Origin of the sequence: Paenibacillus luteus (genome assembly GCF_006542765.1) — a bacterium.
GTDB classification, from domain to species: domain Bacteria; phylum Bacillota; class Bacilli; order Paenibacillales; family Paenibacillaceae; genus Pristimantibacillus; species Pristimantibacillus luteus.
In genome coordinates, this window is record NZ_SKCD01000010.1 from 65669 (window position 1) to 88382 (window position 22714).

Here is a 22714-nt window from a genome sequence, read left to right on the forward strand (position 1 = left end):
ATGGCTACATCCAAGCAATCGGTCCTCTATCTGCGTTTAAAAAAACGAATCTACATGAAACCGAACCAAGTCGTAACTCTGGGACAAGCCGCAAGGCTGCTCGCGAAGGACGATGAGATTGAACAGCGATTGAAGGGGCTTATTCTCTATAAGCATAAGAAAGCGGACGGCAACCGCGTCGTCATCGACCTACTGCAAATCGTCAAGACGATAAGAGAGCAGGAGGGCAGTCTCACCATTGAGGCCTACGGAGACCCGCAGGTGCTGGTAATGGTAGCGGAGAAGCCTGTTAAACCCCGTATACCTGTGCTTATTTTTGCGTGGCTCTTGTTGTTTTTTGGAGCGGGCTTAGCCATTATGAATTTCCACACTGATGTCAGTATGAAGGAGGTCCATATTCGAATCGTTGAGCTCATTACGGGCAAGCGGACGGAGCATCCTTTATGGTTTCAAATCCCTTATTCGCTTGGCATTGGGCTAGGCATGGTGCTGTTTTTTAACCATTTGTTCCGAAAAAGGTTCAATGAAGAGCCGAATCCGCTTGAGGTGGAGCTGTATATGTACCAAGAGAATGTAAACGCCTATGTCATAGCCGACGAAATGCGCAAAAAGGCGGATTATGATCAAACGAAGGGAAACTCCGATGATTAGCGCGATATCCAACGTATTTGTCGCTTTGCTGGGACTTGCAGGCGGGCTTGCGGTAGGGAGCGGACTGGTAGCGCTGTTGATCGTATTGGATTTAATCCCGCGCCTTGCCCAAGTCGCGAGCGCCTATCGCATGTCGGTGTGGTTCGAAACGGCCGTGATTTCAGGGTCACTCTATTGGACGTTTGCAGACTTTATGAACTGGAAGCTTTCTTTGCCCTCCGGAGTTTTTTTGAGTGCCGCGGGATTGATTGACGGCATGTTCGTCGGCATGCTGGCCGCTGCCTTGACCGAGGTGATGAACGTCCTTCCGATATTGGCCAAAAGAATGAATTTATCTGCCTACATGGTCGGGCTTGTGATGGCGATGGTTCTTGGAAAAACATTGGGATCATTATTTGATTGGCTCGTTTTTCAATGGTAACTGAATAAAAGTGGGGTGAGCACGGATGAAGGATGAACAAACGGAGCATGAACACGATAGCAGGGAGAATGGCGCTCCTCCTATTGCTGGAATTTCAGAGGATCAGCAGCGAGAGGAATCCGGCCAAAGCTCGGATAATGGGTTCTTTGCCGGTTCCCAGAAGAAGCCACAAATTGGGAGTTCCAGCTCGGAGAAAGCAGGAAAGAAAGAAAAAACGCCTATACCTGACGAGCTGGATGCCGTTCTCGCAAGGCTGGAGAATGAAATAGGTTATAAAACAAGCTTTGACGTCGTTGTCAGGGAAATGACCTTTGGCGAGCGTCGTACGGCGATGCTTTGCATGAACGGTCTCGTTAAGGACACTCTTTTGACCGATGTATTAATGCGTTTGACGTATCTGGAGCCCCAGGATCTGTCTGTGCACGCCTTTCATTCATTCCTTGATTTATATGTGCCTGCTGCACAAGTAACCAAGGAAGAGGATTGGAACAGCATGCTGACGGGTGTGCTCTCTGGTGGGACGGCGTTGTTCATCGATGGTGAATCGAGCGTTGTCATGATCGATGCCAAGGCTTTCCCTGCAAGGGGGCCGGAGGAGCCCTCACTTGAGAAGGTCGTACGCGGCAGCAGAGACGGCTTCGTGGAGACACTGATGGTAAACGTATCTCTTGTTCGGAGACGGCTGCGTGACCCTCAACTGCGCTATGAGATCGTGCGCGTAGGTGAGCGGACACAGACGGATATCTGCATCGCTTACATTGACGATATCGTGGACAAAGAGCTTCTGAAGTCGATTAAGGACAAAATTTCAATGGTCAAAATCGATGGCTTGCCGCTTGCTGACAAGCAGTTGGAGGAGGCAACCGTCAAACGGGGCTGGAATCCGTTCCCACTCGTACGCTATTCAGAGCGGCCGGACACGGTCGCAGCACATTTGCTTGAAGGATATGTAGCCGTTTTCGTTGATACATCGCCGAGCGTCATGACATTGCCGACCACCTATGCGGATTTAATGCAGCATGCCGAGGAGAACCGCCAAACGCCGTTTATCGGAACCTATTTGCGGTGGGTGAGATTTATCGGAATTTTTGCTTCGTTGTTCCTGCTTCCGCTTTGGCTGCTTTTTGTTATGCATCCGGAGCTTAAGCCGCCTGCGTTAGAGTTTTTGGGACCTAACAAGACAGCTAAGCTGCCGCTCGTTGTTCAGTTTCTTCTCGCGGAAATCGGAGTGGATCTGCTGCGAATGGCTTCGGTGCATACGCCAACCTCTCTTGCAACGGCAATGTCTTTGGTAGCGGCGATTTTAATAGGCGATATAGCCGTGCAAACCGGTATTTTTGTGAACGAGGTTATTTTGTACATGGCGGTTGCGGCCATCGGTATGTTTGCGACACCTAGCTATGAGCTTGGACTGGCGAACCGCATTGTGCGGCTTGTCCTGATCATTGCGGTGGCCGCCTTCAGCGTTCCTGGCTTTGTCATTGCGACAACAGCAATTATGCTCTTGCTTGTCATGGAGCGTTCGTTCAACCGTCCCTATATGTGGCCGCTCATTCCTTTTGACCTCAGGGCGCTGTGGAACATTATCATTCGTCAGCCGGTGCTGTATAACCGAACAAGGCCTAACAACCTAAGAGCTCAACAGCGGGATAAGATGCCGGAGACGGAGTAGATTCATAAAATGCAAATCAAATGTGGATTTATCCATTTCGCATGGCGGGTAGATTGCGTTATACTTGTGCTATTGATGCAAATTCTATCCGTTCTATCTGCCAGCAGATAGAAGAAAGCTGAGGGGAAATTATGTACCTGCATGGAACTAGTAAAATTAACACTAAAGGACATTTGGAGATTGGCGGCTGTGATGTAGCTGATTTGGCTGCACAGTTTGGTACGCCACTTTATATTGTGGACGAGGCACTCGTTCGTCAACGCGCTAGCGAGTACGTCGAGGCGTTCAAAGCATCTGGACTTCGCTTTCAAGTGGCTTACGCCAGCAAAGCGTTCAGCGTAATGGCGATGTGCGCGATTGCCGAGCAAGAGGGACTTTCGCTTGATGTCGTATCTGATGGCGAGCTGTACACAGCTATGCAAGCGGGCTTCCCTGCGGAGCGCATTCACTTCCACGGCAATAACAAAACACCGGAAGAAATCAACATGGCACTTGATGCAGGCATTGGCTGTTTCGTAGTCGACAACTTCATGGAGCTCCAACTTCTTAATGCGCTTGCAGGCGATAAAGGGAAAAAAGTGAATATCTTGCTTCGCATTACACCAGGTGTAGAAGCTCATACCCATGATTACATCTCCACGGGTCAACAGGATTCCAAGTTTGGCTTTGACCTTGGCAATGGTGCAGCGAAGCAAGCGATTCAAGAAGCATTGTCCTTGACTAACCTTGTTATTTTGGGTGTGCATTCCCATATCGGTTCGCAAATCTTCGAGGTTGAAGGTTTCCGTATGGCTGTGGACAAGGTTGCAGATTTTGCCGTGCAAATTCGCAACGAGCTGGATTTAACGTTCAAAGTTATCAACCTAGGCGGTGGATTTGGCATTCGTTATGTTGAGGGAGACACGCCTTTGCCAATCAGCGAATATGTTGCAGCGATTACAGGCGCAATTATTGCGAATTTCAACAATGCGGAATTCCCGCTGCCTGAAATTTGGGTAGAACCGGGCCGCAGCATGGTCGGCGATGCAGGAACGACATTGTACACAGTCGGTACTAGCAAAAATATCCCAGGTGTTCGTAAATACATTGCGGTTGACGGCGGTATGACGGACAACCCTCGCCCAGCGCTTTACCAATCCAAATACGAAGCTGTACTTGCCAACCGCGCCAATGAGCCCGCTCAAGAAACGGTTTCAATCGCAGGCAAATGCTGCGAGAGCGGCGACATGCTGATTTGGGATTTGGAACTGCCTAAAGCTGAAAATGGTGACCTGCTTGCTGTTTTCTGCACAGGTGCTTATAATTATGCCATGGCGAGCAACTATAACCGTATTCGTCGCCCAGCTGTTGTTTTCGTTAAGGATGGCCAGGCAGACCTTGCGGTTAAGCGGGAATCGCTTGAAAATATTGTATGTAATGATGTCATTCCGGCAAGACTTCAAAAATCACCGCTTGCGAAATAAGGGCGAAATTGGTAACGTAGTCTTATCTGGATAAAAGAAAGGTAGATGCAGCAATGGCAAAACAAGCAAAAATCACACTAGCAAACGGCGGAGAAGTTCTAATTGACCTATTTGATCAAGATGCTCCCAACACAGTAGCAAACTTCGAGAAGCTTGCTACCGACGGTTTCTATAACGGCCTCACGTTCCACCGTGTTATTCCAGGCTTCGTCGCTCAAGGCGGATGTCCTAACGGTTCAGGTACTGGTGGCCCTGGTTACCAAATCGATTGTGAAATCAACCCGAACAAGCATGAGCGCGGTACGCTTGCGATGGCACATGCAGGTCGCAACACAGGCGGAAGCCAATTCTATATCGGTTATGCTCCACAGCCACATTTGGATGGCGGACATACGGTTTTTGGCAAAGTTTCGAAGGGCATGGAGTTTGTTGACGCATTAAAAGGCGGAGACAAAATGGAAAAGGTTGAAGTTGAAAGCATTTAATGATAAGATATCAACTATAAATATGTAAGTGCAGCATCCTTCGGGGTAGGTGAGATTCCTAACCGGCGGTGATCGGGATGGTACAGGGTGATCGGATAACCGAAACCCTGTACTTCTCGTCAGTCCGTGACCCGGTCTAAGGAGCTTTTGTTTCGGTCATACCGAATGGAAGCGAATTGGAACGGTGGACCTGGTGAAACTCCGGGACCGACAGTACAGTCTGGATGGGAGAAGGAGATGCTTCGACAGCTATAACAATTGGCTTATTTGTATGTGTTTAATTTCACATACAAATTAAGTTTGTTTTTTTAGCGTATTCACAAACCGTTATCGCAATTTATGCGAATAAGGCAGGAGTCGGACTTTAAAACCGACAACGCCGATCGGTTTTGTCGTAGATCTCGAATACTCTTTCATCACCCTTGTCGGATCGTTTGCCGATAGGGGTGTTTTTTGTATATGGACATATTAAACGATGAGTATTATATGAGTCTGGCTCTGGATATGGCGGCCAAAGCTTCCGGGCAAACGGGAATTAATCCTGTCGTCGGTTGTGTCGTTGTTAAGGATGGAAGAATCATCGGCCTCGGCACGCATTTGAAGCGTGGCACAGGCCATGCAGAGGTGCATGCTCTGCTAATGGCTGGTGATGAGGCAGAAGGCTCAACCGTCTATGTGACGCTGGAGCCATGCAGCCATTTCGGAAAAACACCGCCATGCTGCGAACGCATTATAGCCGCGAGAGCAGCGAGAGTGGTAGTGGCAAGTGGCGATCCCAATCCGGAGGTATCGGGTCGGGGAATCGCGAGGCTGCGTGAAGAAGGAATTGAAGTTACGGTAGGGGTAATGGAACAGCAATCCCAACAAATGAACGAAAAATTTAATAAATATATTACAACTAGAATTCCTTTCGTAACTTTAAAAACCGCAAGCACGTTAGATGGCAAAATTGCTTCCAAAACAGGCGATAGCCGCTGGGTAACAGGCACAACAGCCCGCGAGCAGGTTCATACGCTGCGCCATCAGCATGAAGCCATCATGGTCGGAATCGGAACGGTACTAGCAGATGATCCTCTGTTAAATACCAGGGCGGCGGTTCCTGCCATTGATCCGGTAAGAATCATTGTGGATTCCCAGCTTCGATTGCCGCTAAACGCTAGAGTAGTGACGGACCGTACGATTCGGACCATTGTTTTAACTTCCGCACAGGCTGACGAAGCAAGGAAGCTGGCGCTCGAAGCTGCTGGAGTTGAAGTTGTGATTTGCGGCAATGGAGCTCAGGTTGATTTGACCGAAGGCATGAAAAAGCTTGGTGAGTTGGAATTAGGCTCTATCCTCCTTGAGGGCGGCGGCCAATTAAATGGTGCCATGCTGGAAGCAGGCCTAATTGATAAAATTGTCCTTTATTACGCGGCTAAAATTATCGGCGGCGCAGCAGCGCCAGGAACGTTTACGTTCGCCGGTTTCGACAAGATGGCAGATGCCGTTCAACTGGATCGCGTCAGTGTCGAAATGGCCGGTGAGGATATTCGTATTTCGGGTTACCCGATGTATTAGCAGCAGGCTGCTTATTCGGCCTGATTAGGGAGGAAGCCCATGTTTACCGGTTTAGTGGAAGAAGTAGGGAAAATGAAAGGAATCAAGAAGCAGGGTGAGGCGATGCGTCTTGTTATAGGGGCGTCTCTTGTAACGGACGGGGTTTTGCTTGGTGACAGTATCTCGGTTAACGGCGTTTGCCTGACGGTGACCTCCTTTGATGCGACCTCGTTCGCGGCAGATGTGATGCCTGAAACGTATCGCAAATCAAACCTTTGCGAGCTTCGGACAGGTGAACGCGTAAATCTAGAGCGGGCGATGCAAGCGGGCGGCCGATTTGGCGGCCATATTGTTCAGGGCCATATTGATGGTACCGGAAAAATAATCAACCGCGAGACAGATGCCAATGCCGTTGTCTTTAAGGTTCAGTTGGATGAGGGCGAGCTGCTCCGGTATGTCATTCCAAAGGGGTCCATCACCATTGATGGGATCAGCCTTACGGTCGTAGACACCGCATCTAATACGTTTACCGTCTCGATCATACCGCATACACTTGCCCAGACGGCCCTTCAGCACAAGCATGCGGGCGATACCGTCAACATCGAAAACGATGTCATTGGAAAATACGTTGACCATCTGCTCCATTTTAAGCAGCCAGAGTCGGCTAGGCCTGAGTCCAAGCTCAGTACATCATTTCTGATGGAGAATGGATTTTTGTAAAAGTAGATGAGTTCGTTGTTGTTATTTTAATAAGTGAGATGTTTAAAACGGGCTCTGCCCTTTAGTCTTTTACTTAACCTTCGTTAAAGGAATGGTTAACGGGATTTTCTCCATTTAATTCGTCTGATTTGGCTTTATCCAATGAAATAGCAGGAATTCCAGCTAATATTATTATTCATTCATAACTTGCCAAACTAACGGGAGTTTTTCCGCTTAATTTGTCATCAAAGTAAGCGTGTCACGCAGTGAATAAAGTGGTCCACAGCCTTATGTGTAACATCCATCTAACGTTAAGCGTGTCACGCAGTGACGAAAGCGATCCACCGTCCAACCGTTCTCAAGAGCGGCTGAGTAACGCCAAGGTTAGTCCAATTGCAGGTGTCCAGAGGACGCAGTCCTTGGGGCCCTCCCTTGGAAGGGAGGGTTTGGGTGGGTTCGAAAATCTTTTAATTGTTTTTATTACTAAAAATACAGAAAAATAAAACCTTTGAAGGCAAGGTAGAAGCCTTACCAAAGGTGTGGTTGTCACAAAGGAGGGAATCCCATATGGAACATACAGATAACAGCCCATTCGATCGGATTGAAGATGCACTTGAGGACCTCAAGCTAGGGAAGCCGGTTATTGTTGTAGATGACGAGGACCGGGAAAACGAGGGTGATTTAATCGCACTTGCAGAAAAAAGCTCACCGGAGGTCATTAACTTCATGATTTCCGAGGCGCGTGGTCTAGTATGCGTTCCGATTACGCAAGAGCGTGCAGAGCAGCTTGATTTGCCGCCGATGGTTACGCATAACACGGATTATCACGGAACAGCATTTACCGTTTCGGTTGATTATGTTGGAACAACTACCGGTATTTCCGCCCATGAACGGTCAGAAACCGTTAAGGCGCTTATCGATCCGACGACCAAAGCATCGGATTTCCGGAGACCAGGGCATATTTTTCCGCTAATTGCAAGATCAGGCGGCGTGCTCCGTCGCGCTGGCCATACGGAAGCAGCAATTGATTTGGCAGTGATGTGCGGTTCCGCACCAGCAGCAGCCATTTGCGAAATTATTAATGAAGATGGTACGATGTCTCGTTTACCCGAGCTGATTGCCTTTAAAGAAAAGCACAACTTAAAGCTAATTACGATTCAAGAGCTGATTCAATATCGCAATGCGATGGAGAAGCTGGTGGAGCGCGCGGTTGATGTGAAGCTGCCAACGGATTTTGGAACATTCCGTGCGATTGCTTATACGAATATCGTTGACAACAAAGAGCATATTGCTCTAGTCAAAGGAGATATTGATCCTGAACGTCCGCTGCTTGTCCGGGTTCATTCAGAATGCTTGACTGGAGATGTGTTTCATTCACACCGTTGTGACTGCGGACCGCAGCTTGAAGCAGCACTTAAACAAATTGAAGATGCGGGGAGCGGAGTGCTTCTTTATATGCGTCAAGAAGGAAGAGGCATTGGCCTAATTAACAAATTAAAGGCTTATGCACTGCAAGAAGAAGGACTGGATACCGTTGATGCAAATTTAAAGCTTGGCTTTCCGGCCGATTTGCGCGATTATGGTATAGGCGCACAAATTTTAAAAGATCTTGGCGTTCGCCAAATGCGTTTGCTAACGAATAATCCGCGCAAAATTAAAGGACTTGAAGGCTACGGGCTGGAAGTTGTGGAGCGCGTTCCGATTCAAATGGCCGCGAATGTAGATAATCAAGAATATATGCGTACGAAAAAAAATAAGCTTGGACATTTGCTAAGCTCTGAAGGAATCGACTATATTATTTAACATACTGAGAGGAAGATGACAAATGGCACGTATTTATGAGGGACATTTAGTATCAGAAGGTTTAAAATATGGAGTAGTCGTAGGCCGTTTCAACGAATTTATCTCAAGCAAGCTTCTCGGAGGCGCACTTGATGCATTTAAGCGTCATGGTGCACAGGATTCGGACGTAGAGGTAGCTTGGGTACCAGGCGCATTCGAAATTCCGTTAATCGCACAAAAAATGGCGGAGAGTGGAAAATACGATGCGGTAATTACGCTTGGCGCCGTTATTCGTGGTTCAACGCCGCATTTTGATTTCGTGTGCAACGAGGCTGCTAAAGGCGTGGCGGCAATCGCGCTCAAAACCGGCATTCCTACGATTTTCGGCGTACTAACTGTAGACTCAATCGAACAAGCGATTGAACGTGCCGGCACGAAAGCAGGCAACAAAGGTTATGAAGCAGCAGCTAGTGCAATTGAAATGGCTAATTTGACGAAGCAATTGCAGGGCTAAGCAGGAAAGTTAAGGCTAGGCGGGAGGAAATGTAAGTGTCGATGCTTTATAAGCTGGATTCTTTTGAAGGGCCGCTTGATCTATTGCTTCACTTGATCGACAAATCCGAGATCGATATCCATGAAGTATCTATCAGCGAGATTACTATTCAATATATGGATTACTTGCATGCGATGACGGAGCTGGAGCTGGAGGTTACGAGTGAGTTTTTGGTCATGGCGGCTACCCTTTTGGCGATAAAGAGCAAGCAGCTCCTTCCTAAGCCTCCTGTATTTGAGGATGAATATGATGAGGATTGGCCTGATGACGGACTGGATCCTCGTGATGAGCTTATCCAGAAGCTCGTGGAATACCGGAAATTCAAGAAAATAGCCGAGCAGCTGCGCGAGAAGGAATTCGAGCGCAGCCTTGTCTATTCAAGGGAACCCGAGGATATGACCCCTTTCATGAAGGAAGAGAAGGTTAATCCGGTCGAAGGACTCCATGTATCGGATTTGATCGTTGCGTTTCAGAAGGCGCTGCGCCGAGCAGCAAGGCGTAACGTGGTTTCAACGATTCAAAGGGATGAAATTTCGGTCAAAGACCGGATTCGTGATATCGTTGAAGTGCTCAGACAGTTTGAAACGGTGCAATTCTCGCGTCTCATAAGTGAAAATATGGATAGGCACGAAATCGTAGTCACCTTTCTGGCGATACTGGAGCTAATGAAAATGAAGCATATTCGTTGCTTCCAGCATCAGTTGTTTGACGATATCGTCATTCATTGGAAAGGAGAGTTGGCTGAAGTTGGATTATCAGAAGTTGAAGACGATTATTGAAGGACTCCTGTTTATGGCAGGAGACGAAGGGCTAACGAAGCGCCAGCTTGCCGATATTATGGAGCTGGATGCTGATTTGGCTTCAGATTTGGTTTACGATTTGCAGCGTGATTTGGAGCGCGAGGGCCGCGGCATTCAAATTGCAGAAGTTGCAGCCTCATATCGTCTAACTACTCATTTGGATCATGCTCCTTATTTTGAACGAATGGCTTACACCCCTACGCGATCGCAGCTCTCACAGGCTGCACTGGAGACCCTCTCCATCGTAGCTTATCAGCAGCCAATCACGAGAATAACAATCGAGGAGATCCGTGGCGTAAAAAGCGACAGAGCCATTCAATCACTTGTATCAAAGGATTTGATTGAAGAGGTTGGTAGAGCAGAACAAATAGGAAGACCGATTTTGTACGGAACGACGAAATCATTTTTGGATTATTTTGGATTGCCTTCAATCAAAGAGCTTCCAGAGCCGGGCAACGTTGATCTTGACGATGCGCTCGAGGAACAGACACAGCTTCTGTTCGATCGCCTGGATAGCAGACAAATTACAATTGAAGAAATAAAAGAATGAGATTTGACCGCCGGGTCATACTATATTCAACCTATATAAGGGAAACGGAGGAAGCATCATGATGCTCGGTTACCCCTACGGTTGGAAAACGGCGGCCGGTCTCTTTTTTTTGTTCATTTTAATCATAATCTTGCGGTCTAAGGTTGTCATCAAAGGGCATCTGAAGCGGGTAGGAAGCGATGATGACGCAGAATTGAACATCAAGGCGCTTTATGGAATCATACGATATCGCTATAAAGTGCCGATCATTTTGTTCACCGGTACATCCGTCCAACTGCAGGAGCAGGTTACGAAGGCAAAAGCGGGAATCGATACTTGGAAACAATATAATGAGGAGATCGATGCAGAGAAGATTGCTAGATCGATCGATAAATTCAAGCATCTGCTGCATGTGACCAGGAATTTGACGGGTTGGGCCAGAAAAACACTTACGAAAGTGCATTTGCTGGAATGGAACTGGACGACATTTGTAGGCACCGGTGATGCGATGTGGACAGCGATGACAACAGGCGCAGTCTGGTCAGTCAAAACGTCTATTATCGGTCTACTTTCACAGATGTTGAAATTAAAAACGGAACCAAAGATGAATGTACAGCCGATTTACCAAGGGGCTGCCTTTCGGACCGAATGGTCATGCATAGCTCAAATCCGCTTCGGTTATGCTATTCTTGCCGGACTGCAACTGCTCGTTCGGATGAGGAAAACGAAAGGAGGCGTCAAGGCATGGCAGAACATCCTATTCAAGGCTTAATGCAAACGGCAATGGAAAATATTAAAGAAATGGTTGATGTCAATACGATTGTAGGCGATCCTGTTCAAACGCCTGATGGTAGTATTATTATGCCAATATCGAAGGTTGGCTTCGGCTTTGTTGCTGGTGGCAGTGACATACGGCTGGATGATGCTGACCATAAAAGTGGATCGCAATCGGATGCGAATCATGCATCTGTATCGATGCCGTTCGGCGGCGGAAGCGGCGGCGGAGTATCGATTACGCCAATTGCGTTCCTTGTTGTAGGCACACACGGCGTTAAGATTGTACCGCTAGACAATCAAACCCATCTGCTGGAGCGGGTCATTGATTCCGCACCGCATGTGTTTGACAAGATTCAGTCGATGATGAAGCAACCATCAACTGCAAGCACATCATCATATGTTGATACACCGCATGCCGTTGTTAGCGAACGGGTCGAAGCGAACGATCACCTCTTATGACAGAACTGCCCGAGAGGGCAGTTTTTCATTTTAATTGGCTGTTTTTCGTCTAGAGCGACATGTACAAGCATATACTGAAGTATAAAATCAGAAGCATTTTCTACTAACGCTTGGAGAGGGGCTAGATTGGACATGCATTATATAAAGGTAAAGCGAATTTTGCTCTTGGGCTTGATGACCGTCGTATTGGCGGGAACTAGCCGTTTGCCTGCAGCATACGCTAAGCCGTCTACTTTGTTAACCAACGCAAAAGCTTCGGCGCTGATTGATGTTGAATCAGGCAGAATTTTGCATAGCAGCAATGGGGATACGCCAATGAGAATTGCCAGCTTAACCAAAATCATGACGGCTATCGTAGCGATTGAACACGGCAAGCTGACGGATATGGTAAAGACCAGCAAGCGGGCAGTCGGTAAGGAAGGTTCATCTATTTATTTGCAGCTCAATGAAGAAATGAGCCTCCTGAATATGCTTTACGGTCTGATGCTGCGATCAGGGAATGATGCGGCAACAGCGATAGCAGAACATGTAGGCGGTACAGAAGAGGGATTTGTCCATCTCATGAATGAGAAAGCGACATTCATCGGCTTAACCCATTCTCAATTCAAAAATCCTCATGGTCTTGATGAAGATGGGCATTTCTCTTCAGCCAATGATTTGGCCAAGCTAACCGCATATGCATTGAAAAATGAAGTGTTCGCTCAAATCGTGAGCACGAAAATCAAAAAGGTGCCTAATCCACACGAAAATTGGGAATACAGCTATACGAATAAAAATAAAATGCTCACGATGTATGAAGGCGCGGATGGCGTGAAAACCGGGTATACGAAAAAATCGCTTCGGTGCTTGGTCAGCTCAGCTACTAGGCAAAATCAACAGCTAGCAGCTGTAACCATCAACGATAGTGATGATTGGGCTGATCATCGTAAGATGCTGGATTGGGGCTTCGAAAACTATCCTTTACAGGAAATAGCAGCCAAAGGACAAGCGCTGGCGGGCTATCCGTTTGTCGTAGGCCAGTCCTTCAAATACCCGATGGCAGCACAGGAAAATGGAACAATTCAGTCACGCTTGGTTTTGAATGATGTAGCATCGACTCGTTATTTATTGGGCGAGAGAGGAATGTTGGAATGGTACATGTATCAAAATAAGATAGGAGCTGTGCCCCTATACGATAGCGGAAGCAGCAGATTACAGCTCTCAACAACCTCAAGACATGCAGAGCAAACACTGGCTGATTTTAGAAAGGCGTCAGAGTATGGCAGGTATAGTGAAAAAGTGTTTTTTCACTCCATTGCAAAGGTGATTAACGCACTATTCGAGCATTAGGATGGCTGTTCAGCGCGGGAGACGTTGATCCGTTATTCGAGTTTGGCGCATAGATGGGGGAGGCGGGCTGCATGGTCAATTGGATTTGGTTGTTTTTTATCGTGGCTAGCGTTGTAGTAGCTGCTATAACTGGAAAAATGGATGCGGTGACGCAAGCCGCCTTTGATGGTGCAAAATCAGGCGTCACTGTAAGTTTTGGCTTAATCAGCATCATGGTCTTTTGGCTTGGGATGATGCGAATTGCGGAGGACGCAGGGTTATTGCAGAAGCTTGCCCGTATGCTTGGTCCAATCGTGCGCATGCTCTTTCCCGATGTTCCCCGCAATCATCCGGCCATTGGCTACATTATGAGCAACTTGAGCGCAAACCTGTTTGGCCTTGGGAATGCCGCAACTCCAATGGGAATAAAGGCGATGCAGGAGCTGCAAAAGCTGAATCCAGATCCAGCTACGGCAACACCGGCGATGTGTACGCTGCTGGCCCTGAATACGTCCAGCATAACAATCATACCGACTACGCTTATTGCCATTCGAATGAATTATGGTTCAGCAAACCCGGCTGAAATTATAGGCACCACGCTTGCAGCCACGTTTATTGCTACGGGCGCAGCCATCCTTGCCGATCGATGGTATAGACGAAAATCCCCGCCTCCGAACATAACGAATTCACTTCCAAGGCAGCCTGGGATAAAGTCGGCTACTCCAGCAGCCGGAGGTGAGCCGGTTGTATAATCTGTTCACTAACTTGTCAGCATGGATGATTCCTGCAATTATTGTTTTTATTCCTCTTTATGCGGCATTAAGGCGAAAGGTACCCGTATATGAAACCTTTGTCGAAGGTGCCAAGGATGGTTTTGGAACGGCCATTAATATTATTCCTCATTTGGTTGGCATGATGGTGGCTATCAGTATGTTCCGCTCCTCTGGTGCACTGGAGCTTATGCTATCCGCCGTGCGTCCGCTATTTGACTGGGCAGGAATTCCTAGTGAGGTGCTGCCGCTAGGTATTTTACGCCCGTTAACAGGTGCAGGATCATTAGCTTTTACGACTGATCTGATTCAAACTTATGGGCCTGATTCCATGATTGGAAGAATCGCTTCAACTATTCAAGGCAGTACAGATACGACTTTATATGTACTAACCGTCTATTTCGGGGCAATCGGCATTCGTAGGACTCGTTATGCTCTAAAAGTAGGCTTATTCTCTGATATGGTTGGATTTTTAGCTGCTATTTTCATTTGCTTATACATATTCGGGTAGTGAAGCTTGTACTTTGTTCTTCATATCGGTATGATGGAGATTGAGGTGAAAGCATTGGAACGTTTACAGAAAATATTAGCCGCAGCGGGAGTAGCCTCCCGTCGCAAATGTGAAGAAATGATTTTAGCAGGCATAGTGGAGGTTAACGGAGAGAAAGTTACGACGCTTGGAGTCAAGGCGGATCCGGCTGTAGATACCATTACCGTTAACGGAAGAGCCATTAGGAGCGAGAAGAAGCTCTATCTTATGCTTAACAAATCCAAAGGAGTCATTACTAGCGCCAAGGATCCGCAGGGTCGCAAAGTGGTCTCGGATTTTTTGCCAGGCATTAAGGAAAGAGTTTATCCGGTCGGTCGATTGGATTATGATACGGAAGGGCTTCTACTTTTAACGAATGATGGCGAATTCGCCAATTTGTTAACGCATCCAAGTCATCACGTACCGAAAACCTATCGTGCAACGGTCAAAGGGGTTCCTCACGGCACCGCGCTTGAGAAGTTGGAGAAAGGTATTAAGCTCGAGGACGGCATGACTGCTCCTGCGGTGCTTGAGTACCACGATGTGGATACCGACGGGAATGAAGCGACGATAACGATCACGATTTTTGAAGGCCGCAATCGGCAGGTTCGGCGCATGTTTGAAGCTATTGGACATAAGGTAACTCGTCTGAAGAGAATTCGATTTGGTGAACTTGGTCTTGAGAATCTGGGCAGAGGCAAGTATCGCCATTTGACGCCGCAGGAAATCAAAGAACTGTTTGATATTGCGAATAGCAAGACACATAAAGTTCATAAAAAGTAATCGACGGCGGCAGTAATTGCCGTCGACTTTTCGTTATAATGATAGTATTCGAGAGCTGTGCAGAGAGAAGCTGGTGGTGAATTTAATTATGGGAAAATCACGCAAGACGGTACAGATCTGTATCTTGATTGCCGTCTTGATCATAGGTGGATACGCAATCGGGTCTACCTTGTTTGCTGCTGATGACAAAGGTCCTCTCAAGGATGGCAGCATCCCTCCTGAATTCGAGCTTGTTGATTTGGAAGGGAATAAACAGAAGCTGTCTGACTATGAAGGCAAGGCTGTCGTCGTCAACTTTTGGGGCACTTTCTGTCCGCCATGTGTGAAGGAGATGCCGGAGTTCGAAAGGCAATATGCAAAATGGAAGGATCAAGGTCTCGTTATTCTCGCTATTAATTTAAGTGAGGATACGTTAACCGTGAACAACTTCGTTCGCCGCTTTGATTTGAATTATCCAATTTTGCGCGATGTTAATCGTAAAACGGAACGCAGTTATGGGCTGAAATCATACCCTACTACTTTTTTCATTAAGCCGGATGGCTCAATTATGGAAATTAAAGTAGGCGGCATGACGGAAGTGGATATTGATGAACGGATTGAACGGCTTCTTCAGCTGTAGGAGGTTTTACTGTGTTAGTGGTTGAAAACACAAAATGCGAGTGCGGCCATCAAAATGCGGTCGGCACCGTGCTTTGCGAGAGCTGCGGCAAGCCGCTCGAAAACAATGATATTTCGGATCTCCCTCTTGAAATGCGTTACGACGGGGTAGCCCGCCGGTCGCAAAAGAGCAATCCGAGCTATATTGATAAGATTTGGAATTTCTTCTCATCCGTTAAGATCGCTATTTATTTGATCGTGATCACGTTTCTTACGGCTATGCTGGGGACGATTTACCCGCAGGAGAACACCTTTATAAACAATTTCGACCCATCGGTTTATTACGAAGAGACTTACGGGTTGCCAGGCAAGCTTTATTATTTGTTTGGTTTGTCGCATACATATGAATCCTGGTGGTTCATTGGCTTGCTTGTCATGATTGGTACTTCGCTTGTTATTTGCAGCTTGGACCGAGTATTGCCTTTGTACCGGGCGCTTAGCAAGCAGCAAATTCGCAAACATTTGCAGTTTATACACCGTCAGAAAACGGTGTACAAGCAGACGATCGACGGGGATGAAGAGAAATGGGTGGAGCAGCTCGGGGCTCAGTTGAAGAAAAAAGGCTATCGGATTCATCGGGACGGTACAGCGCTGCTTGCCGAGAAAAACCGTTTCAGCCGCTGGGGACCTTATATCAATCACATTGGTCTCATTTTGTTTCTGCTGGCTATTCTGGCAAGAAGCATTCCAAGCTGGCAAATGGACAGCTACATAACGATTCCTGACGGCGACACCGTGCAAATCGCCAATACGAATTATTTTGTGAAAAACGAAAAATTCACCGTGGAGTTTTATACGGATGATGAGCTGCCAGACAAGCTGAAAGGAACGGCACGAGCCAAGTTGTTCGAGACAAAGGCGGTGCTGTATGAATGCGAGAGCAACTGCAATGATCAATCACAGCAGCCAGTGCTCAAAGAAGTGATGAAGCATAATATCATCGTTAATGAACCATTGAAGTATAAAGGATTGAAGCTTTACCAATTTGACTTTGATACGACGCCGCGATTAAATGCGGTTCATCCGATTCTTATCGATAAGCAAACGGGTGAGAAATACGGACCGTTTGATTTACCGATGAAGGATTCGGCGCTTCAGCATAAGCTTGGGCCGTATACGCTAGACCTTTACGCGAATTACATGGAATTCGCCATTGGAGACAACGGCGAGCCAACTACTTTGTCACGTGATCCGAATGCACCTGCATTTGTTTTCACCGTAAAAGGTCCTGGTTTAGATCCAGATGGCGAGCCTTACATGTATTTCCCGATGCAAAAGGATAAGGTGAAATTCTCACAAGATGCGATTAACCATGCGATAGCGGACAAAATCGAAATTCGTGTTGATGGGATGGAAAACGTGGATTTTTCAGAAGCTTCAACCTATTTAAATGTTCGGATGGATAAAGCGCTGCCTTATGTCTGGATCGGTGCATTTTTCTCCATGATCGGCCTATTAATGGGTTCCTATTGGCAGCATCGCCGCATATGGCTGCGGGTTGACGATGGACAACTTTCATTAGGCGCACATACAAATAAAAACTGGTACGGTATGCGCTCAGATGTTGCGGGAGCGCTTCAAAAAATAGGGATAACCGTAGATCCGAAGTCGCTTGATAACGGAGGGAACAACGCGTGAGTTTAGTTGATTTTAGCAGCGACGCTTTTATAGTCGCATTTTTTCTTTATTGTTTTGCCTTTATGTTTTATGTGATTGCGATTGCAGGTAAGAAATGGAGCAACCGTGATCCCATTCAACATGAGAAACGCTGGGGAAGGATCGCCTTCATTACTTCCAGCTTGGGGCTTGCGTCCCATTTGACCTTCTTCTTTACACGCTGGGCCGGAAGCGGACAAATTCCTACCAGCAACATGTATGAGTTTATGACTTTCCTTGGCATGTCGATTATGATTGCTTTTACGATTGTATATGCCATTTACAGAAAACCATTGCTTGGTATGTTCTCATTGCCGCTTACCGTTATTATCGTTGCTTATGCCTCTGTGTTTCCGCAAGAGGTGCAGCCATTAATACCGGCTCTCAATAACTACTGGCTGAAGGTGCATGTGACAACAGCAGCACTAGGTGAAGCTTTCTTCGCTGTTGGTTTTGCGGCAGGCTTAATGTATTTGCTGCGGGTCGTCGATTTCAAAGGGAAAACAAAAGAAGCGAAGAGATCGCAGTTTTGGGTCGAATTCTCTTTATATTCGATCATCTTGATTGTAGGTTTTATCGTAGCCGTATTTGCATTCCGCGGTATGGGATACGAGGCCGAATTCATTCAGCAAAAATCAGTCATTGATTCAAAGGGAATCGAAACGACGACAGAGGAGACGGTGTATTATACGCTGCCTGCTATCGTTAAGCCTTACAACAGCGATACCGTTAAGTTCGATTCCTTCCTGGGAATGAGTGAGCCGATCTTTGAAGCTCCTTACTGGATGAACGGTGCAAATTCCGGACGCAAGCTGAATACGGTAGTTTGGTCAATTATTGCAGGAAGCCTGCTCTATGGATTGCTTCGCCTTGTGTTCCGTAAGCCGCTGGGTGCTGTCATCCATCCGGTTATGGAAGGCGTTGACGCAGAAGATTTGGATGAAATCAGCTATCGCGCGATAGCCATTGGATTCCCGATCTTTACGCTCGGTGCATTAATCTTTGCTATGATCTGGGCAAATATCGCTTGGGGCCGTTTCTGGGGCTGGGATCCGAAAGAAGTATGGGCGCTTATCACTTGGCTGTATTACAGTGCCTATCTGCATTTCCGCTTATCGCGCGGCTGGCAAGGGCATCGCTCGGCTTGGCTAGCAGTCATTGGTTTTGTCGTTGTATTGTTTACACTGGTAGGGGTTAACCTTGTTATTGCGGGCTTACATTCCTACTCAGGTGTTTAGTCTATGATTCGAGAGGAGTAATACGCTATGTCTGATTATTCAAGTCGAATTTTGGTTGTAGATGATGAAGAACGGATTCGTCGTCTGCTCAAAATGTATTTAGAGAAGGAAGGCTACACGATCGACGAAGCCGAGGATGGTGAGACGGCGCTAAGATTGGCGTCTAACACGGATTACGCACTCATCTTGCTGGATGTGATGCTTCCTGGTATTGATGGTGTTGAGGTATGCTCACGCTTGCGTCAGGTCAAGGCTACTCCCGTCATTATGCTTACGGCAAAAGGCGAGGAGATGAACCGAGTACAAGGCTTTGAGGTTGGCGCCGATGATTACGTCGTTAAGCCTTTCAGCCCGCGCGAGGTCATCTATCGCGTGAAAGCCATATTGCGCCGGTCTTCGGCGACTGCGTTCCTGACGAAGGAAATCAATTCGAGCAATAACATCGTATTCCCTCACCTGGTGATTGAGCATGACGCGCATCGTGTAACCGCGGGAGGACAGGAAGTTAGCTTAACTCCTAAGGAGTATGAGCTGCTTCATTATTTGGCTGTGTCGCCGGATAAGGTGTTTTCCCGTGAGGAACTGTTGAAGGACGTTTGGAACTATGAGTTTTTTGGCGATTTAAGAACGGTAGATACCCATGTGAAACGGCTTCGTGAGAAGCTGAACAAAGTATCTCCGGATGCAGCGTCGATGATTACTACCGTGTGGGGCGTAGGCTATAAGCTTGAGGTGCCTAAGTAAATGGGCATGTGGCAGCGTTTGGCCGGAAAGCTGTGGCGCAGCGTAGTTGGGAAGCTTTGGGCGACCATTATGCTGCTCGTGGCTGTCGTATTGCTTATTGTGGGGGTATTTCTTCTTCAATATGTGGATATCTGGTTCGACGATAATTCGCATGACAGCTCGCATCAGGTAAAAGTTTTGTTTGTATTTACGGCGATTATCGGATTTCTCTTGTCCACCTTTTTTGCATTTTTCCTTTCAAAAAAAATTCAGCAACCGCTGCTCCAGCTCAAGGATGCGGCTGTCTCCATCTCTCAAGGGAATTACAGTACGCGAGTCAATATCCGCTCCAGTGATGAGATTGGTGAGCTGGCGGACACGTTTAACCATATGACGGAGCAGTTGGATAAGCTTATTCATGATTTGAACCATGAGAAAAACCATTTGGCTAGCATTTTGCGAAGCATGGGTGACTCTGTCATTACGTTTGATGCAGACGGTAAAGTTATTCTTACAAACCCAAGCGGACATTTGCTGATTAGTCAATGGTCCGGCGTGGAGCTTGCGTGGCAGGAAGATATGTCGGATACGTTAACCTCGAAGTCAGAGGTTCCTTTACCACTTCGGGAATTGTTTCAAAGCGTCATGGAAGAAGGACGGGATGCGACGGATAAGCTTCATGTCCTGAGCAGTGTCTGGTCTGTGGTAATGGCCCCTTTGCAGTCCAAAGGGGTAGTACGCGGAGCCGTGGCTGTTATTCGGAACGTGACCGAGGAGCACAAGCTGGAGAAGTTAAGGAAAGACTTTGTAGCTAACATTTCACATGAAATCAGAACACCACTTTCCATGCTGCAAGGCTACAGCGAGGCACTTCTAGATGATATTGTTGTATCAGAGGAAGACCGCAAGGAGCTTGTACAGGTCATCTATGATGAATCACTTCGTATGGGCAGACTCGTGAACGATTTTCTTGATATAGCTAGAATGGAAGCTGGCCATGTAGATATGAACTTCCAAGAGGTCGATTTAAGGCATGTAGTGAAGCGCGTTCACCGCAAGTTTCAAGTATACGCAAAAGAGCGCGAAGTGAAGCTGCTTGCCGAGCTGCCGCGAGACCCTTTGTTTGTGATGGAAGCAGATGAGGATCGTTTGGAGCAGGTGCTGACTAACCTGCTCGACAATGCGCTTAGACATACCCCTTCTGGTAAGTCGATTACGATTGGCGGTAAACAAGAGATGGTTAATGGCAGCCAGTATGTTCAGCTGAGCGTTAGAGACGAAGGACAAGGCATTCCTTCTGAGGATGTGCCTTATATATTTGAACGCTTCTACAAGGCGGATAAAGCGCGTAAACGCGGTTCGTCAAGTGGGACAGGGCTTGGACTTGCAATCGTCAAAAACCTGATTGATTTGCATCAGGGGCGAATTGTTGTCGAGAGCAGTGCGGGTGCAGGCACCTCGTTTACGCTGCTTATTCCTGTCGAAGCCCATCAATCGTTGTCATAGCGTTCCTTCGGGAACGCTTTTTTTGTAGAATGCAGCAGATAATTCTTGTTGCTCGTGAAACAAAAAAAGAGCCAACCGGATCACGCCGGTTGGCTCTTGCATTATCTATTGATTAGAATAAAGTGATTTCCTTAGCTGTGTTCAGCTCTGGCATACCTGTAAGCTGCTCAAGTACGTCTTTAGGAGTAGCCTTATCGACTCTAAGCACCATAATGGCTGAACCGCCAACAAGTTGACGCCCTACTTGCATCGTGGCGATGTTCACGTCATTATTTCCTAGAAGCGTACCTACACGGCCGATAATACCAGGCTTATCATTATGCGAGATAAGAATAAGATTGCCCTCTGGCGTAACATCAACAGGGAACTTATCGATTTGTACGATACGAGGTCCGTAACCTGTCAGCAATGTGCCGGATACGACACGCTCTTCCTTCTTCGTACGAAGGGATACGGTGACGAGATTCGTGAAGTCCTTGGATGCGTGCGATTTTTGGACGACAATGTTCACGTCGCGTACCTTAGCCAGATGAAGCGAATTTACAACGTTTACTTGCTCGGAACCAAGGTGGTGCGCAAGTACACCGCGTACAATATGGCGGGTTAGCGGCTGAGTATCAACCTCTGCAAGCTCTCCGGAGTAGCCAACGACGATTTCTGTCACTGCGCCTTCTGTCGATTGAGCAATGAAGCTGCCAAGTTTCTCGCCAAGCGTAAAGTATGGCTGAAGGATGCTTTGCAGATTCGCAGGAATCGGAGGCATGTTAACCGCATTGATAAACGGCTCGTTGCGAAGAATGTGAAGCACTTGTTCCGATACGTCGATCGCTACGTTTTCTTGTGCTTCTACCGTCGATGCGCCAAGATGCGGCGTAACGATGATTTTTGGATGAGTAAGGAATGGGTGATCCTCAGCTGGAGGCTCCACTTCAAATACGTCAAATGCAGCACCGGCTACGATACCTTCATTAACGGCATCGACCAATGCAATCTCATCTATGATTCCGCCGCGTGCGCAGTTGATGATACGCATGCCAGGCTTCATAACTTCGAATTGCGCTTTGCCGATCATATGACGAGTTTCTGGTGTTAACGGTGTATGTACCGTCATGAAGTCCGCATTACGGACAATGTCGTCAACGCTAGCCAGCTTAACGCCAATTTTCTCAGCTCTTTCTTCTGTCATAAACGGATCGTAACCCATAATATCCATTCCGAAGGCTTTAGCGCGTTTAGCAACCTCGCTGCCGATACGGCCCATTCCAAGCACGCCTAGCGTTTTGCCGCGAAGCTCGACACCGAGGAAGGATTTACGGTCCCAAGTACCATTAACAGTTTTCATATAGGCTTGCGGGATGTGCCGAGCAACGGCCATCATCATCGCAAACGTGTGCTCACAAGTCGTAATCGTATTGCCGTCTGGTGCGTTGATTACAATAATACCACGCTGTGTAGCTGCTTCGAGGTCGATGTTATCGACGCCTACGCCGGCGCGGCCAACCACTTTAAGCTGTTTTCCAGCTTCCATAATCTTTGGAGTTACGCGCGTCTGGCTGCGAACAAGCAACGCATCGTATTCGCCAATAATGGCTACCAATTCGTCTTCGCTTAATCCAGGTTTTTTGTCGACTGCGACATCTGACGCCTCAACAAGCTGCTGAATGCCCAAATCGCTGATTGGATCGGAAACTAACACTTTAAACATGTGAAGTATGCC

The 22714-nt window shown here is 47.3% G+C and carries 23 protein-coding genes and 1 riboswitch; of the genes, 22 read left to right on the forward strand and 1 reads right to left on the reverse strand.

Going from position 1 to position 22714, the window contains the following annotated elements; all coding sequences use genetic code 11:
• From E0496_RS07565 to E0496_RS07670, 22 genes are all read left to right on the forward strand, one after another.
• The gene (locus E0496_RS07565; protein ID WP_141501005.1) at positions 1-651 is read left to right on the forward strand and encodes a stage V sporulation protein AA; all 651 of its coding nucleotides are present in this window, start codon (positions 1-3) and stop codon (positions 649-651) included.
• Positions 644-1072 carry a stage V sporulation protein AB gene (locus E0496_RS07570; protein ID WP_139994598.1) on the forward strand — a complete coding sequence of 143 codons (429 nt, stop codon included), beginning with the start codon at positions 644-646 and terminating at the stop codon, positions 1070-1072. Before E0496_RS07565 ends, E0496_RS07570 begins: the two co-directional genes overlap by 8 nt.
• A 25-nt stretch (positions 1073-1097) precedes the next feature.
• On the forward strand, positions 1098-2744 hold the full coding sequence (locus E0496_RS07575) for a spore germination protein (RefSeq protein ID WP_141501006.1): 1647 nt from the start codon (positions 1098-1100) through the stop codon (positions 2742-2744).
• A 131-nt stretch (positions 2745-2875) separates the two neighbouring features.
• Complete coding sequence (lysA, locus tag E0496_RS07580) at positions 2876-4207, forward strand: diaminopimelate decarboxylase (protein WP_141501007.1); 1332 nt, start codon at positions 2876-2878, stop codon at positions 4205-4207.
• 53 nt (positions 4208-4260) lie between these two features.
• Positions 4261-4692, forward strand: a complete 432-nt coding sequence (locus E0496_RS07585) for a peptidylprolyl isomerase (RefSeq protein ID WP_141501008.1) — start codon at positions 4261-4263, stop codon at positions 4690-4692.
• A 32-nt stretch (positions 4693-4724) separates the two neighbouring features.
• Positions 4725-4932, forward strand: a riboswitch (FMN riboswitch).
• A gap of 219 nt (positions 4933-5151) precedes the next feature.
• Positions 5152-6249: a bifunctional diaminohydroxyphosphoribosylaminopyrimidine deaminase/5-amino-6-(5-phosphoribosylamino)uracil reductase RibD gene (gene ribD, locus E0496_RS07590; protein WP_141501009.1), complete on the forward strand. Its 1098-nt coding sequence runs from the start codon at positions 5152-5154 to the stop codon at positions 6247-6249.
• Positions 6250-6288: 39 nt separating this feature from the next.
• Positions 6289-6948: a riboflavin synthase gene (gene ribE / locus E0496_RS07595; protein ID WP_141501010.1), complete on the forward strand. Its 660-nt coding sequence runs from the start codon at positions 6289-6291 to the stop codon at positions 6946-6948.
• Between the two features lie 546 nt (positions 6949-7494).
• Positions 7495-8730: a bifunctional 3,4-dihydroxy-2-butanone-4-phosphate synthase/GTP cyclohydrolase II gene (locus E0496_RS07600; protein WP_141501011.1), complete on the forward strand. Its 1236-nt coding sequence runs from the start codon at positions 7495-7497 to the stop codon at positions 8728-8730.
• Between the two features lie 22 nt (positions 8731-8752).
• Positions 8753-9223, forward strand: coding sequence for a 6,7-dimethyl-8-ribityllumazine synthase (gene ribH / locus E0496_RS07605; RefSeq protein ID WP_139994612.1), 471 nt, complete (start codon positions 8753-8755; stop codon positions 9221-9223).
• A gap of 35 nt (positions 9224-9258) precedes the next feature.
• Positions 9259-10041: a segregation and condensation protein A gene (locus E0496_RS07610; protein WP_141501012.1), complete on the forward strand. Its 783-nt coding sequence runs from the start codon at positions 9259-9261 to the stop codon at positions 10039-10041.
• Entirely contained in the window at positions 10010-10612 is a 603-nt protein-coding gene (gene scpB, locus E0496_RS07615) for an SMC-Scp complex subunit ScpB (RefSeq protein WP_141501013.1), read from the forward strand. The genes E0496_RS07610 and scpB overlap by 32 nt, the downstream gene beginning before the upstream one ends.
• A 58-nt stretch (positions 10613-10670) precedes the next feature.
• The gene (locus E0496_RS07620) at positions 10671-11363 is read left to right on the forward strand and encodes a DUF2953 domain-containing protein (protein WP_141501014.1); all 693 of its coding nucleotides are present in this window, start codon (positions 10671-10673) and stop codon (positions 11361-11363) included.
• Positions 11336-11827, forward strand: a complete 492-nt coding sequence (ytfJ, locus tag E0496_RS07625; protein WP_141501015.1) for a GerW family sporulation protein — start codon at positions 11336-11338, stop codon at positions 11825-11827. The genes E0496_RS07620 and ytfJ overlap by 28 nt, the downstream gene beginning before the upstream one ends.
• 132 nt (positions 11828-11959) lie before the next feature.
• Positions 11960-13156: a D-alanyl-D-alanine carboxypeptidase family protein gene (locus tag E0496_RS07630; RefSeq protein WP_141501016.1), complete on the forward strand. Its 1197-nt coding sequence runs from the start codon at positions 11960-11962 to the stop codon at positions 13154-13156.
• A gap of 71 nt (positions 13157-13227) precedes the next feature.
• Positions 13228-13887 (forward strand): nucleoside recognition domain-containing protein, encoded by a 660-nt coding sequence (locus E0496_RS07635; protein WP_141501017.1) that lies wholly within the window; start codon positions 13228-13230, stop codon positions 13885-13887.
• A 25-nt stretch (positions 13888-13912) separates the two neighbouring features.
• Positions 13913-14416 carry a spore maturation protein gene (locus E0496_RS07640; protein ID WP_141501073.1) on the forward strand — a complete coding sequence of 168 codons (504 nt, stop codon included), beginning with the start codon at positions 13913-13915 and terminating at the stop codon, positions 14414-14416.
• A 54-nt stretch (positions 14417-14470) separates the two neighbouring features.
• Positions 14471-15217 carry a pseudouridine synthase gene (locus E0496_RS07645; protein WP_141501018.1) on the forward strand — a complete coding sequence of 249 codons (747 nt, stop codon included), beginning with the start codon at positions 14471-14473 and terminating at the stop codon, positions 15215-15217.
• Between the two features lie 88 nt (positions 15218-15305).
• Positions 15306-15836, forward strand: coding sequence for a redoxin domain-containing protein (locus E0496_RS07650; protein ID WP_141501019.1), 531 nt, complete (start codon positions 15306-15308; stop codon positions 15834-15836).
• 17 nt (positions 15837-15853) lie between these two features.
• The gene (gene resB, locus E0496_RS07655; protein ID WP_141501074.1) at positions 15854-17512 is read left to right on the forward strand and encodes a cytochrome c biogenesis protein ResB; all 1659 of its coding nucleotides are present in this window, start codon (positions 15854-15856) and stop codon (positions 17510-17512) included.
• Positions 17509-18768 carry a cytochrome c biogenesis protein CcsA gene (gene ccsA / locus E0496_RS07660; RefSeq protein WP_141501020.1) on the forward strand — a complete coding sequence of 420 codons (1260 nt, stop codon included), beginning with the start codon at positions 17509-17511 and terminating at the stop codon, positions 18766-18768. Before resB ends, ccsA begins: the two co-directional genes overlap by 4 nt.
• 27 nt (positions 18769-18795) lie before the next feature.
• Positions 18796-19512 carry a response regulator transcription factor gene (locus tag E0496_RS07665; RefSeq protein WP_053376699.1) on the forward strand — a complete coding sequence of 239 codons (717 nt, stop codon included), beginning with the start codon at positions 18796-18798 and terminating at the stop codon, positions 19510-19512.
• Entirely contained in the window at positions 19513-20997 is a 1485-nt protein-coding gene (locus tag E0496_RS07670) for a HAMP domain-containing sensor histidine kinase (protein WP_241674633.1), read from the forward strand.
• A gap of 112 nt (positions 20998-21109) precedes the next feature.
• On the opposite strand, the gene serA is transcribed toward E0496_RS07670, so the two are convergent.
• Complete coding sequence (serA, locus tag E0496_RS07675) at positions 21110-22702, reverse strand: phosphoglycerate dehydrogenase (RefSeq protein ID WP_141501021.1); 1593 nt, start codon at positions 22700-22702, stop codon at positions 21110-21112.
• Positions 22703-22714: the final 12 nt, after the last annotated feature.